Below are 13,662 nucleotides of genomic sequence, written 5' to 3'. Positions count from 1 at the left end.
GTTTGGCTGCCGGAAGGGGCTGGACTAGCTGCGTGGCCAACGTTGACTGACATCAACCGTCGTCCCAGGGATGGCTGCTGCAATGGCTCGCCCCCCGGCATTCTTCACCTGAGGACGAGAACCATGAATGGAACGTTGAAGCCACGCAGGATGCGCGCCTGGCTCGGATCGCTTTGCGTCGCCACGCTGATGGCGGCGTGCGGCGGCGATGACAATGGCGGCGGAGGCGGAGGCACCGGCAAGGTCGATCCGCCGCCCGTGCCGCGCCAGACCATCGCCCTGTCGGGCCAGGTCTACCAGGCCGCCGGCGGGGGCAATCCCCACGGCCATGCCGCCGATGTCACCGTCAAGGTGTCCGGCGCCGATGGCAAGGCCGTGGTCGCGCAGGGCGCCACTTCGGCCAGCGGCGACTTTGCCGCGCTCGCGGTGCCAGCCGGCAATGCCGTGGTGCGGCTGTCGAAGACCGGCTACGTCGAGCAGGTGGTGCCGGTGACCGCCACGCGCGACGCACGCATCGAGGCCACGCTGCTGCCCGTCGGCACGACCCTCTCCGCGCCGGGCTTCCAGTCCGGCGGCACCTTTGCCGGCGGCGATGGCGCCAGCGTCACGGTGGCCCCCGGGTCGTTCGTGACCCCTGACGGCAAGCCGGTCAGTGGCACTGTGCAGATTGACATCACGCCCTACAGCGCGGCCGGCAATCCGGAAGGCTTCCCGGGCACGCCGTACCTGCGCCAGGACGGCGTGGACGGCATCATGGTCAGCATGGGCATGGCCGATTTCTCGTTCTCGCAGAACGGCCAGCCGCTGAAACTGGCGCCCGGCAAGACCGCGCGGATCTCCATCCCGCTCTATGCCGCCACCACGCCGGACGGCAGACTGCTCAAGCCGGGCGATACCGTGCCGGTCTGGAGCATGGACGACAGCACCGGCCAGTGGCGGCAGGCCACCGGCATCTCGGGCGTTGTCGTGGCATCGCCCGACAGTCCCACCGGGCTGGCGATGCAGGCCGATGTCGATCACTTCAGCTGGTGGAATTGCGACTACTTCCGGACCACCCGCGCCATGCGCATCAAGGTGCTCGATCCAGCCGGCGTGCCCTACTCTGGCCAGGCGTACCTGACCGCCACGTTCACCGAGGCGCCCGGGGGCTATGCCACCAGCGGCCACGCCGCGATCACGCTGGACGCCGGTATCACGTCCGTGTCCGTGCCGGACGATGCGGTCGACGGCAGGTTCTCGGTGCGCATCGGCAACCTCGGCGGCGGCGCAACCGTGAACAAGCTGCAATGGCGCGCGACCGACGAAGTGGTAGTGCGCCTGTCCGGGCTGCCCCAGATTGACTTGACACCCGGTACCGGATCGCTGGTGTTCTTCGATGCCGACAAGGCCGGCGGCAAGACCATCCAGTTCGCGCTCGCCACGCGCAACCTTGGTACGACGCCCCTGGAATGGCTGGTCGATGGTGTGCCCGGCGGCAACCCGGCAGTCGGCACGATTTCGGCCAGCGGGCGCTACCGCTCTCCGCGCGGCGCCGATCTGGACGCTGTACTGAACACCGGCGGCCGGCAGGTCTCGATCACCGTGCGCAGCACGGCCGACCATCTGGTCATGCGCCAGGCATCGGTGACGCTGGAGGGGCCGACGATCGTCATCGTCGGGCGACGCTATGGCGCAGGCGGCCGCACCACCGACGACATGACCACCTACACCGATGACAGCGGCTTGCACAGCCTGCCGACCTACCCGGTCCACAACCTGCACGACGACACCTTCCAGGCCTACTTCGGCAATGCAGGCCATCCGTTGCGGTCGGTGCAGTGGGAGCTCTCGTGCGGCATGGACATCAACTACGGCGTGAGCGACTGCGCCCCGTGGGCGCCGGGCGCTGCCATGGCCGCCGATGGCACGCTGACCATGCCCGATGTGTCGCCCATCATCCCGCCCGATCACACGATGGACCTCGTCGTCGGGGCGAGCTACGGCGTGCCGTCGCTCTGGCTGCGCGCCACCTCGGCCGACAAACCCGGTCTGCGCGGCGTCATGCAGCTCAAGGTGGTGCCGGTGGAAGACCCGGTGGGCGACAAGGTGGAGATCGTCTTGCCACTGGGCCTATCCACGCCCGGCGCGGCGGCGTCCGGGGCCGATGTGCCTAACGGCCAATACGTGGTCACCGACGGCCAGCTTGCGGTCCGCAGCACCGCCCCCGCGCTCGATGTCACGGCCCCCGTCACCTGGAGCCTCGTGTGCCTGACGAGAAGCGGCGCATCCTGCGCCTCTACCGCCTGGCGGCCGACGCTCACGCCGGACGGACGCCTGTCCGGCATGGCGGGTCAGCCGGGTCCGTGGAGCGGTGCCTATCTCTACGTGATGGCCGAATGGACGGCTGGCGGCGTCAGCAATCGCCTGACGCGCTGCATCGTCGGGCACGGTGATACGGCCTGCAAGCCGTTGGCCCCATAACCGCCAAATCGGCCAATCGGCCAATCGGCAACAAAAAAGCCCGGCATCGCTGCCGGGCTTCCTGCAAACGTCGGAACCATCCGATAAAAGCGGACTACTCGCTATCCGGCTGCGCCGCCGGCGCGGCCTTCTGGAAGGCTTCCAGCTCCATGCAGGCCGCGTGAATGCGCGCGATCTGTGGGAATCGGTCCAGATCGACGTTGAACCGGTKCGCGTTGAATACCTGCGGCACCAGGCACAGGTCGATCAGCGTCGGCGTGTCGCCAAACGCGTACCGACCCACGCGGCCGATCTGCTGGAGGTTGCCTTCGAGCGAGGCAAAGCCCTGCTCGATCCAGTGCCGGTACCACGCGTCCTTCGCCTCCTCCGCCACGCCCAGCGTGTGCTTGAGGTACTTCAGCACGCGCAGGTTGTTCAGCGGATGGATCTCGCAGGCGATTTCCTGCGCCAGTCCGCGCACGATGGCGCGGTCCAGCGGGTTGGCCGGCAGCAGCGGCGGCTCGGGGTGCGTTTCATCCAGGTATTCGATGATCGCCATCGACTGGATCAGCGGCTTGCCGTCGGCCACGAGCGTCGGCACCACGCCATCGGCGTTGAGCGCGCGATACTCGGGCTTGAGCTGCATGCCGCCTTCCTTGAGCAGGTGCACTCCCGCGTACTCGTACGGCAGGCCCTTCAGCTCCAGCGCGATACGCACGCGGAACGAAGCCGAGCTGCGGAAGTAGCTGTAGAGCTTCAGCATCGGCTCAGGCCACCTTGACGGTCAACTCGCCCACACCCTCGATGCGGCACAGCATGAGGTCGCCCTTCACCACCGGGCCCACGCCTTCGGGCGTGCCGCTGTAGATCAGGTCGCCGGGCTGCAATTCGAACAATTTCGAGAGGTACGACACCATCTCGGGCACCGACCAGATCAGGTCCGACAGATCGCCGCGCTGCTTCTCCACGCCGTTCACCGCCAGCGTGACCGCGCCCTTCTGCGGATGGCCGATCTCGGACACCGGCAGGATCGGGCCGATCGGCGCCGATTTGTCGAATGCCTTGCCGGTCTCCCAGGGGCGGCCGGTCTTCTTCGATTCGTTCTGGAGGTCGCGGCGCGTCATGTCCAGGCCGAGGGCGTAGCCGTAGACGTGGCTGGCGGCCTGCTCGACCGGGATATCCTTGCCACCCTTGCCGATGGCCACCACCAGCTCCACTTCATAGTGGCAATTGCTGGTGCCCGGCGGGTACGGGAAGGTGCCTTCGGTGCCGTCGGCCACGTAGCTMACCGCGTCGGACGGCTTGCAGAAGAAGAACGGCGGTTCACGATCCGGGTCCGAGCCCATTTCGCGCGCATGGGCGGCATAGTTGCGGCCCACGCAATAAACCCGGCGCACGGGAAAGCTTGCGCGGCTACCGCGCACGGGGACGCCAACGGGGGCTTGCGGCTCGAAAACGAACTCGGTCATCCAAACTCTCCAGACTGTTTTTCTGATGGAATCCGCGCCGGCGCGGCGCGGTAGGCCAAAAGCATACACCCATGCGTACGGCCGCATACAGTGGCGAATGAGCACCCTCCCCGCCCGCACGCGGCTGGTGCATTGCACAACTGTGGCGCTGCGGGCCGGCCCGGCCCGCACTAGTTCGCGCAGTCCCTTACCCGCCCATCCATCCGCCGTGCCCCGCCACGGCCCACCGTCCGCACCGACCCCGGGCGGACCCGCCCCGCGCTGCCTCCAGATCGGGATTTCCGGCAGGTTTTCCGCGCGCTTGTGCGCCGCAACGACGCTGGCACGTGGCTTGCGTTATCGCCTGCACGGCCAACGACGGCCGCGTGGTACCGAAGCACGAAGCTCGAAGCACCCGAACTCACAACCTGAACAACGCGTCCGCGCTGTCCACCATGGCACGCGCGGCGGGACAACGGCGTCCTGAACTGCAAGCTGGCGAAGGCGGGCTGCGGGTCGGGACGCCTTTTTCTTTTTTCGGAGCCATCGCCATGCCCTCTCGCCTCAAAGACGCCAAGCCCCTGCCCGCAGCCGTGGTCCCGGCCATCCCCGACGCAGCCCCAGCCAGCCAGAGCCGGCGCCGCGTGCTGGCCACCATCGCCGGGGCCGGCGTGATGACGCTGGTGGATCCGCTGGTGCGCAGCGGCGCCTGGGCGGCCGGCTCCGACGCCCCGGAAAAATCCGAAGTCCGCATCGGCTTCATCCCGCTGACGGACTGCGCCTCGGTGGTCATGGCGTCCACGCTCGGCCTGGACAAGAAGTACGGCATCAAGATCACGCCGAGCAAGGAAGCCAACTGGGCCAGCGTGCGCGACAAGCTCGTCAACGGCGAACTCGACGCCGCCCACGTGCTCTATGGCCTGATCTACGGCGTGCAGCTCGGCATCGGCGGCCCGAAGAAGGACATGGCCGTGCTGATGAACCTGAACCACAACGGCCAGGCCATCACGCTGTCATCGAAACTCGCCGAAAAAGGCGCGAAGGACGGCGCCAGCCTGAAGGCACTGATGATGAAGGAGCGGCGCGACTACGTGTTCGCCCAGACCTTCCCCACCGGCACCCACGCGATGTGGCTCTACTACTGGCTGGCCGCCAACGGCATCAATCCGATGCAGGATGCCAAGGCCATCACCGTCCCGCCGCCGCAGATGGTGGCCAACATGCGCGTGGGCAATATGGACGGCTTCTGCGTGGGCGAGCCGTGGGGCGCGCGCGCCATCGCCGACAAGATCGGATTTACCGTGGAAACCACCCAGGCGATCTGGAAGGACCACCCCGAGAAGACGCTCGGCACCACGGCGGAATTCGTCCAGAAGAACCCCAACACCGCACGGGCGATGGTCGCCGCCATCCTCGAAGCCTCGAAGTTTATCGACGCCTCGACCTCGAACCGCCGCAAGACCGCCGAGACCATCGCCGCCAAGTCCTATGTGAATACCGACATGGACATCATCCTGGACCGCATGTTGGGCCGCTACAGCAACGGCCTGGGCAAGACCTGGGACGACCCCGATTCGATGAAGTTCTACCAGGACGGCGCGGCCAACTACCCGTTCCTGTCCGACGGCATGTGGTTCCTCACGCAGCACAAGCGCTGGGGCCTGCTCAAGGAGCACCCGGACTACCTGGCCGTGGCCAAGCAGGTGAACCGGATCGATATTTTCAAGCAGGCCGCCGCCGCCGCGCAGGTGGCCGTGCCCAAGAGCGATTTCCGCACCGCCAAGCTGATCGACGGCGTGACCTGGGATGCCACCAAGGACCCCAAGGCCTATGCCGATGGATTCAAGATCAAAGCCTGACCTCGTCGTTTCCTTGATGTCCCGCTGCCCTCACCTCAGGAGCCAGACGTGAATGCCATTGCCCACCCCGCGCCGGAAGGCACACCCGCCATGACTTCGGACCTTGTCGACACCGACACCAAGGAGCAAACCCGCCGCCGGGCGGCGCAACTGGCCGCGCAGGAGCGGATGGCCGCCCGCCGCGAGGCGCTTGGCGCCGTCGTACGCAAGACGGTGCCGCCGCTGGTCGGCTTCGTCCTGTTCCTGCTGGTCTGGCACGGCATTGCCACGATGATTCCGGCGATTCCCACGCCGGGCGCCACCTGGAACGCCGCCGTGCCGCTCTTCTCCGATCCGTTCTATCGCAACGGGCCGAACGACCAGGGCATCGGCTGGAACATCCTCGCCTCGCTGGCGCGCGTGGCGGCGGGCTTCGGGCTGGCGGCGGTGGTCGGCATTCCGGCCGGCTTCCTGCTGGGCCGCTTCGCCTTCCTGAATGCAATGGCGGCGCCGGTGATCAGCCTGCTGCGCCCGGTTTCGCCGCTGGCGTGGCTGCCGATCGGGCTGCTGCTGTTCAAGGCGGCCAACCCGGCCGCCATCTGGGCCATCTTCATCTGCTCGATCTGGCCGATGATCATCAACACGGCCGTCGGCGTGACGCGCGTGCCGMAGGACTACCTGAACGTGGCGCGCGTGCTCGATCTATCCGAATGGAAGGTGTTCCGCAAGGTGCTGTTCCCGGCCGTGCTGCCCTACATGCTGACCGGCGTGCGGCTCTCGATCGGCACCGCGTGGCTGGTGATCGTGGCGGCCGAGATGCTCACGGGCGGCACCGGCATCGGCTTCTGGCTCTGGGACGAGTGGAACAACCTCAAGGTGGAGCACATCGTCATCGCCATCTTCATCATMGGCGTGGTGGGCCTGATCCTCGAGCACCTGCTGCTCGCGCTGGCCCGCCGCTTCAGCTACGGCAACAACTGACCGCCCCCCGAAGGAGCCATCGCCATGGAAAAGTTTGTCAGCATCGAGAACGTGGGCCAGACCTTCAAGACGCGCAAGGGGCCGTTCGTGGCCCTGCGCGACATCAACCTGGGCATTGCCGAAGGCGAGTTCATCACGCTGATCGGGCATTCGGGCTGCGGCAAGTCCACGCTGCTGAACCTGATTGCGGGCCTGACCACGCCCACCACGGGCGCGCTGATCTGCGCCGGGCGCGAGATTGCCGGACCGGGGCCGGAGCGCGCCGTGGTGTTCCAGAATCACTCGCTGCTGCCGTGGATGACGTGCTTCGAGAACGTCTACCTGGGCGTGGAGCGCGTGTTCGCCGCCACGGAGAGCCGCGCCCAGCTCAAGGCGCGCACCCAGGACACCCTGGCGCTGGTCGGCCTCACGCACGCCGAGAGCAAGTATCCGCACGAGATCTCGGGCGGGATGAAGCAGCGCGTGGGCATCGCCCGGGCACTGGCCATGTCGCCCAAGGTGCTGCTGATGGATGAGCCGTTCGGCGCGCTGGATGCGCTGACCCGCGCCCACCTGCAGGACGAACTCATCAAGATCGTCGCCCGCACCCAAAGCACCGTGGTCATGGTCACGCACGATGTGGACGAAGCGGTGCTGCTGGCGGACCGCATCGTCATGATGACGAACGGTCCGGCGGCCACGGTGGGCGAGATCCTGAAGGTGGACCTCCCCCGCCCGCGCGACCGCGTGGCGCTGGCCGACGACAAGGGCTACCACGCCTGCCGCACCGCCGTGCTGGACTTCCTCTACCGCAAACAGCGCAACCCGGCGCTGCGCGAGGCAGCCTGACCCCGGCGGGGATGCGTGGGATGGCGGGCGTGGGCGAAGCCGCCCTGCTCCGCTATCATGAACGGCAGAACGATCCACATATCCCCTCCCGCCATGACATCTGCCGCCCCGACCCTTCCGCYGTTTTCGGCCAGCAAGTACATCAAGGAGATTGGCCGCGGGGTCAATGGCGCCCGGGCGCTGCCCCGCGAGGACGCCCAGGTGCTGTTCGATGCGATGCTGGCCGGCCGCGTCTCCGACATCGAACTGGGCGCCGTGCTGATGGCCTACCGGATCAAGGGCGAGGCGCCGCACGAGCTGGCCGGCATGCTCGAGGCCGCCCACGGACACTGCGCCGCGCTGGCGCCGCCGCCGGACAAGCCCGTGGTCGTCATCCCCAGCTACAACGGCGCGCGCAAGCAGCCGAATCTGGTGCCGCTGCTGGCGCTGCTGCTGGCGCGCGAAGGCGTGCCGACGCTGGTGCACGGCTCGCGCGAGTTCAACGGCCGGGTGACGAGCATGCAGCTGTTCGAGGCGCTCGGCGTGCCGCTCTGCGCCACCACGCAGGCCGCGCAGGACCAGTTGCGCGACGCCGCCAATCCGCTGGCCGTACTGCCGATCGATGTGCTGTCTCCAGCGCTTTCGCGCCTGCTGGACAAGCGTCCAATCATCGGCCTGCGCAATTCCTCGCACACCATCGTCAAGATGCTGCAGCCGGTGGGCAGCCACACGCCGGCCGAGGCGCTGCGGCTCTATAGCTACACCCATCCGGAATACCGCGAGACGCTGACCGATTACTTCTCCCACGAGCCTGCCAACGTGCTGCTGGCGCGTGGTACCGAAGGGGAAGTGGTGGCGGATGCCCGCCGCAGCGGCCGCATCGACTGGCTGCACGACGGCCATCAGCGGACGCTGGTCGATCCGGTAGGCGGGTCGATTGGCGACGTGCCCGAACTGCCGCCGGGCACCGACGTCGGCCTGACCGCCGCCTGGATTCGCAAGGTGCTCGATGGCGACGCGCCGGTGCCGGCGCCCATCGCCACGCAGGTAGCGACCATCCAGGACTGCCTGAAGCAGGCCACGCGCGTGGCCTGGACGAGCCCGGTCTGACGATTACGGACGATTACGGACGATTAGAGCCGATTAAGGCCGGCGCGGAGGCAGCGGAATCCGCTCGGTCTCGCCCGGCACGTGCGGGAACTCGTCGTTCTCCCAGCGGCGCGCGGCGTCGTCGATGTCTTCCTTGGTGCTCGCCACGAAGTTCCAGTAGATGAAGCGATGGCCGTCGGTCGGATCGCCGCCCAGCAGCATCACGCGCGCGGCGGTGGTCGCGGTCAGCGTGGCCGGCTCGCCCGGCACCAGCACGGCGAGGTGTTCCCCCGCCAGCGCCTCGCCATCGATCGTCACATCGCCTTCCACCGGATAGAGCCCGCGCTGCACGTGCTCGGGCGGAATCACCAGCGTCGCGCCGGCTTCCATGTCGATGGCCACGTAAAGCGTGCGGCTGTACACGCGGACCGGGGATTCCGCGCCGAAGGCGTCGCCGGCAATCACGATCATCCGCACGCCGGGCAGCTCCAGCTTGGGCAACGTGGCGCCCGGGTGGTGGTGGAACGACGGCGGATCCTTCTCATGCGCCTTCGGCAGCGCCACCCAGGTCTGGATGCCATGCAGCAGCGGACCGGCCTGGCGCGCGGCGTCTGGCGAACGCTCCGAGTGCGTGATGCCGGTGCCGGCGGTCATCCAGTTCACGTCGCCAGGGCGAATCACCTGCTCGCTGCCGAGGCTGTCACGGTGCGTGATCTCGCCTTCGAACAGATACGTCACGGTCGCGAGGCCGATATGTGGATGGGGCCGCACATCCATGCCATTACCCGGCGGCATCGACACAGGACCGAGGTGATCGAAGAAGATGAAGGGGCCCACGGTCTGCGTGGCGGCGGCGGGCAGCAGGCGGCGGACCGTGAACTCGCCGATGTCCCGCACATGGGGCTTGAGCAAGTGTTCGATGGCAGACATGACAGGACTCCTGGCAATGGGATAACAACGGGAAAACAGCGGAAAGCTGGCCGCCAGTGTAGCGAAATGCGCAATACAGCATCCCGAAATCACGATGAAACCGATCGGGGCGAGTTCCCTCTAATCATGGTACGCGACGCTGGCGGCCCGCCAGCCCTTGCCAGACAAGGCGCGGACGCCGCACCGAGGCCCATTAGACTATCCCAACAACGACATTCATTGTCCGGAACTATCAACCCTATAGAAGCTCTAACTTAGCACTCGCCGAACCTGAGTGCTAATATGCGTTGCAGTGCAGTGACTCTTCCGATTCTGGAATCGAGGCACGCCGGCAACCTACCGCCGGATGCGAAAGGAGCAATAAGCGTGACCGCAGTTCTGTCTGCCGACCCAACCAAGATTTCTGGCCGTCTGCCGATGGCCCCCAAGAATGCCGCCGCTGGCAGCCTCGCGCTCGCCTTCCCGGCCGCAGTGGGCAATCTGGATAGCTACATCCAGGCTATCCACCGGATTCCGCTGCTGACCGCCGAGGAAGAGCAGCGCCTCGCGCGCGACCTGCGCGACCATGAATCCGTCGATGCCGCCCGCCGGCTGGTGATGTCCCACCTGCGTCTGGTGGTGTCCATCGCCCGCCAGTACCTGGGCTACGGCCTGCCGCATGCGGATCTGATCCAGGAAGGCAACATCGGCCTGATGAAGGCCGTGAAGCGCTTCGACCCGGATCAGGGCGTGCGTCTGGTGTCGTACGCGATGCACTGGATCAAGGCCGAAATCCACGAATACGTGCTGAAGAACTGGCGCATGGTCAAGGTGGCGACCACCAAGGCCCAGCGCAAGCTGTTCTTCAACCTGCGCAGCCACAAGACCGGCGCACACACGTTCACGCCCGAGCAGGTGGAAGCCGTGGCGCGCGAACTGAACGTGAAGCCCGAAGAAGTGATGGAGATGGAGACCCGCCTGTCGGGCGGCGACCTGGCGCTGGAAGGCCAGATCGACGACGGCGAGGAGGAATTCGCCCCCATCGCGTATCTGGCGGACAACCACAACGAGCCGACCCGCGTGCTCGAAGCCAAGCGCCAGGACCGCATGCAGGTCGAAGGGCTGGTCGAGGCGCTGGAGCGTCTGGATGCCCGCAGCCGCCGCATTATCGAGGCACGCTGGCTGGACGTGAACGACGACGGCTCGGGCGGCGCCACGCTGCATGAGCTGGCCGACGAGTTTGGCGTCTCCGCCGAGCGCATCCGCCAGATCGAGGCGGCCGCGATGAAGAAGATGAAGGGTGCGCTGGCGGCTTTCGCCTGATCCTCCGCTCCCCGCAATGCAGAAGGGCCGGTCTTGCGACCGGCCCTTTTTTTGTCTTGCCTTCGCCTTACGACAGCAGCTGCTTCAAATCATGCGCGATCGGGTCCGGCCCCTGGCCGTGGCGCAGGAACAGGCGCAGCTGGCCGTTGGTATCGAACACATAGCTKCCGGCCGAGTGATCCACGGTGTAGTTGTTCGGCGAGGTGCCCGGCACCTTGGCGTAGAAGACCTTGAAGTCCTTGGTCACCTTCTTCAGCGCCGCCTCGTCGGCCGGGCGCAGGCCCAGGAAGCGGGCGTCGAAGGCGGGCACGTACTGGCCCAGCAGCGCACCCGTGTCGCGTTCCGGGTCCACGGTCACGAACAGCACCTGGACCTTGTCGGCGTCCGGGCCGAGCTTGTCCATCACCGCCTTCAGCTCGGCCATCGTGGTCGGGCAGACGTCCGGGCAGTGCGTGTAGCCGAAGAACATCACCACGGCCTTGCCCTTGAAGTCAGCCAGCGTGCGGGTCTTGCCGCTCGGATCCAGCAGCGAGAAGTCCTTGCCGAACTCGGTGGCGCCCGAGATATCCACGTTCTTGAACGAGGGCTTGGGCTGCCCGCAGGCGGCCAGCAGAGCCGTGCAGAGTGCCAGCAGGCAGAGGCGGCGGAACTGGGCAAGGAGGGACGGAGAGCCGGGGAGAGTCATCGGGATACGCGGTGGTCGGGAGAGGTGCCCGGAAGTATCGCCGATCACATCGGCGCTGGCCTCCGGGCGCGGCAAGATGCCGCAGGCGGGCCATCAGACCTGCGGCACGAACTTGAAGTAGTGATCCACCAGCAACGCCGCGAACAGCAGCGAGAGGTACAGGATCGAATAGCGGAAGGTGCGTTGCGCTAGCGCGTCCGAGTAGTTGCGGAACAGCTTCCAGGCGTAGCCGAGGAACACCAGCCCCAGGCCCAGCGCGGCGGCGAGGTAGATATAGCCGCTCATGCCGTAGACGAACGGCAGCAGCGTGGCGGCGATCATCACCAGGGTGTACAGCAAAATGTGGAGCAGCGTGTACTTTTCGCCATGGGTGATCGGCAGCATCGGCAGGCCGGACTTGGCGTAGTCGGCGCGGCGATACAGGGCCAGCGCCCAGAAGTGCGGCGGGGTCCAGGTGAAGATGATCAGCACCAGGAACCACGCCTCGGCCGGCACCGTGCCGGCCACGGCGGCCCAGCCCAGCGCAGGCGGCATGGCGCCCGACAGCCCGCCGATGACGATGTTCTGCGGCGTGGCCGGCTTGAGCAGGATCGTGTAGACCACGGCGTAGCCGAGGAAGGTGGCGAAGGTCAGCCACATCGTCAGGTCATTGGCGAACACGTGCAGCAGCCACATGCCGGCGCCGCCGAGGATGGCCGAGAACACCAGCGTCTGCGCGCTGGAGATCTCACCGGTGGCGGAAGGCCGCCACGCGGTGCGGCGCATCAGCGCATCGACTTTCTGCTCGACCAGGCAGTTGATGGCGAACGCGGCACCGGCCAGCAGCCAGATGCCAGCGGCACCGCCGAGCAGCACCGACCAGGGCACCATGCCGGGCGTCGACAGGAACATGCCGATGACGGCACAGAACACGGCCAGTTGCGTGACGCGCGGCTTGGTCAGCGCGGCATATTGGCGAGCCAGGTGCCGAATTCGGCCCACGGAGGAATGAGGTTGGGTAGCGGAGACCACGGGGGGCATCTTGTCCTTCATGTGGCGCGCGCGGCTGAGGCGGATTGAGCAGCGGCGCCGGCATAACGTGTCGCGAGGGTCGCGAGGCCGATATTGTAGTGGAGACGGAGCAACAGCATCAGCAACAGGGCCGCGCCGCCGTTGTGCGCCACCGCCGCGCCGAGCGGCCAGTCGAACACGATATTGGACATGCCGGTGGCCAGTTGCAGCGCCAGCACGGCCAGCAGCCATGTGGCGTGGCGCGTCAGGCCCTCCATCCGGCGCGCGCGCAGGCCGAACCAGGCCAGGAAGCCGAGCACCACGAAGGCAAAGCCGCGATGCACCCAGTGGATGGCCACCAGCGCCGCGTGCGGGATGTAATCGCCATCGGCCGTCATGCCGAGCTGGCGCCAGAGCGTGAAGCCGTGGCGGAAGTCCATCTCGGGCACCAGCTGGCCGTTGCAGAGCGGGAAATCGGTGCAGGCCAGCACCGCGTAGTTGGTGCTGACCCAGCCGCCGAGGAAGATCTGGATCACCAGCAAGCCCAGCGCCACCCACGCCGCCCAGCGCAGCGAGGCCGCCTGCGGCGCCACCGGGTGCGGCGGGTCATTGCGGGAGCCGAGCACGATCAGCGACGACAGCAGCGCCATCGCCAGCAGCAGGTGGGTCACCACGATGATCGGCTGGAGCTTCATCGTCACGGTGAGCGCGCCGAACAAGCCCTGCACGCAGACCAGCACGAACACCCCCGTGGCGAACCACGGCGACTGCTTCAGCTCGCGCCGCTTGACCCACGCCAGCACCATCAACGAGATGATCAGCACACCCACCGCCATGGCGAAATAGCGATGGATCATCTCGATCCACGCCTTGGCCAGCGTGACCGGGCCGCTCGGCAGCGCGGTCTCGGCGGCGCGGATCGGCTCCATGGCCGCGTGCGGGTTCGAGTGGCCGTAGCAGCCGGGCCAGTCCGGGCAGCCGAGGCCGGAATCGGTCAGTCGGGTGAAGCTGCCGAACATGATCAGGTCCAGCGTGAGGAAGGCGGTGACCCAGACCAGCTTGCGATACTTGTCGCGGCTGCCCCGCACCAGCACGTACGAGAGCGGCAGCAGGGCAATCAGGATGCCAATGATKGCGAGTTGGAGCAGCATCG

The 13,662-nt window shown here is 67.1% G+C and carries 12 protein-coding genes; 6 read left to right on the top strand and 6 right to left on the bottom strand.

The window, feature by feature from the left end:
* The first annotated feature begins 123 nt into the window (after nucleotides 1-123).
* Entirely contained in the window at nucleotides 124-2,460 is a 2,337-nt protein-coding gene (locus AC1EJR_RS12725) for a carboxypeptidase-like regulatory domain-containing protein (RefSeq protein ID WP_477112726.1), read from the top strand.
* A 94-nt stretch (nucleotides 2,461-2,554) separates the two neighbouring features.
* Here AC1EJR_RS12725 and maiA read toward each other — a convergent pair whose 3' ends face one another.
* Together maiA and AC1EJR_RS12715 are read right to left on the bottom strand one after the other, a co-directional pair.
* A complete protein-coding gene (gene maiA, locus AC1EJR_RS12720) occupies nucleotides 2,555-3,199 on the bottom strand; it encodes a maleylacetoacetate isomerase (protein WP_477147229.1) in 645 nt (214 codons plus the stop codon).
* Between the two features lie 7 nt (nucleotides 3,200-3,206).
* Nucleotides 3,207-3,908, bottom strand: coding sequence for a fumarylacetoacetate hydrolase family protein (locus AC1EJR_RS12715; protein WP_092291656.1), 702 nt, complete (start codon nucleotides 3,906-3,908; stop codon nucleotides 3,207-3,209).
* Between the two features lie 530 nt (nucleotides 3,909-4,438).
* Between AC1EJR_RS12715 and AC1EJR_RS12710 the strand changes: the two genes are divergently transcribed.
* From AC1EJR_RS12710 to ybiB, 4 genes are all read left to right on the top strand, one after another.
* Nucleotides 4,439-5,746 carry a CmpA/NrtA family ABC transporter substrate-binding protein gene (locus AC1EJR_RS12710; protein ID WP_441593641.1) on the top strand — a complete coding sequence of 436 codons (1,308 nt, stop codon included), beginning with the start codon at nucleotides 4,439-4,441 and terminating at the stop codon, nucleotides 5,744-5,746.
* Between the two features lie 48 nt (nucleotides 5,747-5,794).
* Nucleotides 5,795-6,706, top strand: coding sequence for a nitrate ABC transporter permease (gene ntrB, locus AC1EJR_RS12705; RefSeq protein WP_477147151.1), 912 nt, complete (start codon nucleotides 5,795-5,797; stop codon nucleotides 6,704-6,706).
* A gap of 24 nt (nucleotides 6,707-6,730) precedes the next feature.
* The gene (locus AC1EJR_RS12700; RefSeq protein WP_092291650.1) at nucleotides 6,731-7,534 is read left to right on the top strand and encodes an ABC transporter ATP-binding protein; all 804 of its coding nucleotides are present in this window, start codon (nucleotides 6,731-6,733) and stop codon (nucleotides 7,532-7,534) included.
* Between the two features lie 93 nt (nucleotides 7,535-7,627).
* Nucleotides 7,628-8,623, top strand: coding sequence for a DNA-binding protein YbiB (gene ybiB / locus AC1EJR_RS12695; RefSeq protein WP_477147150.1), 996 nt, complete (start codon nucleotides 7,628-7,630; stop codon nucleotides 8,621-8,623).
* A 33-nt stretch (nucleotides 8,624-8,656) separates the two neighbouring features.
* Here the strand turns inward: ybiB and AC1EJR_RS12690 are convergent, their stop codons facing one another.
* Nucleotides 8,657-9,532 carry a pirin family protein gene (locus AC1EJR_RS12690; RefSeq protein WP_092291646.1) on the bottom strand — a complete coding sequence of 292 codons (876 nt, stop codon included), beginning with the start codon at nucleotides 9,530-9,532 and terminating at the stop codon, nucleotides 8,657-8,659.
* A 417-nt stretch (nucleotides 9,533-9,949) separates the two neighbouring features.
* Between AC1EJR_RS12690 and rpoH the strand changes: the two genes are divergently transcribed.
* Nucleotides 9,950-10,834, top strand: a complete 885-nt coding sequence (gene rpoH / locus AC1EJR_RS12685) for an RNA polymerase sigma factor RpoH (protein ID WP_255370730.1) — start codon at nucleotides 9,950-9,952, stop codon at nucleotides 10,832-10,834.
* A gap of 67 nt (nucleotides 10,835-10,901) precedes the next feature.
* Here rpoH and AC1EJR_RS12680 read toward each other — a convergent pair whose 3' ends face one another.
* From AC1EJR_RS12680 to AC1EJR_RS12670, 3 genes are all read right to left on the bottom strand, one after another.
* Nucleotides 10,902-11,519 (bottom strand): SCO family protein, encoded by a 618-nt coding sequence (locus tag AC1EJR_RS12680; RefSeq protein WP_092291642.1) that lies wholly within the window; start codon nucleotides 11,517-11,519, stop codon nucleotides 10,902-10,904.
* 93 nt (nucleotides 11,520-11,612) lie between these two features.
* Nucleotides 11,613-12,539, bottom strand: a complete 927-nt coding sequence (gene cyoE / locus AC1EJR_RS12675; protein WP_177219866.1) for a heme o synthase — start codon at nucleotides 12,537-12,539, stop codon at nucleotides 11,613-11,615.
* Between the two features lie 8 nt (nucleotides 12,540-12,547).
* Complete coding sequence (locus tag AC1EJR_RS12670) at nucleotides 12,548-13,660, bottom strand: COX15/CtaA family protein (protein ID WP_092291640.1); 1,113 nt, start codon at nucleotides 13,658-13,660, stop codon at nucleotides 12,548-12,550.
* Between the last annotated feature and the right edge of the window lie 2 nt (nucleotides 13,661-13,662).

It is taken from the genome of Cupriavidus sp. 05T42, from assembly GCF_056396345.1.
This window is presented reverse-complemented; position numbering and strand designations above follow the sequence as displayed.

Coding starts and splice junctions, on each gene's coding strand:
- AC1EJR_RS12725 (WP_477112726.1), top strand. CDS start 124: ATGAATGGAACGTTGAAGCCACGCAGGATGCGCGCCTGGCTCGGATCG.
- AC1EJR_RS12710 (WP_441593641.1), top strand. CDS start 4,439: ATGCCCTCTCGCCTCAAAGACGCCAAGCCCCTGCCCGCAGCCGTGGTC.
- AC1EJR_RS12700 (WP_092291650.1), top strand. CDS start 6,731: ATGGAAAAGTTTGTCAGCATCGAGAACGTGGGCCAGACCTTCAAGACG.
- AC1EJR_RS12690 (WP_092291646.1), bottom strand. CDS start 9,532: ATGTCTGCCATCGAACACTTGCTCAAGCCCCATGTGCGGGACATCGGC.
- rpoH (WP_255370730.1), top strand. CDS start 9,950: ATGGCCCCCAAGAATGCCGCCGCTGGCAGCCTCGCGCTCGCCTTCCCG.
- cyoE (WP_177219866.1), bottom strand. CDS start 12,539: ATGCCCCCCGTGGTCTCCGCTACCCAACCTCATTCCTCCGTGGGCCGA.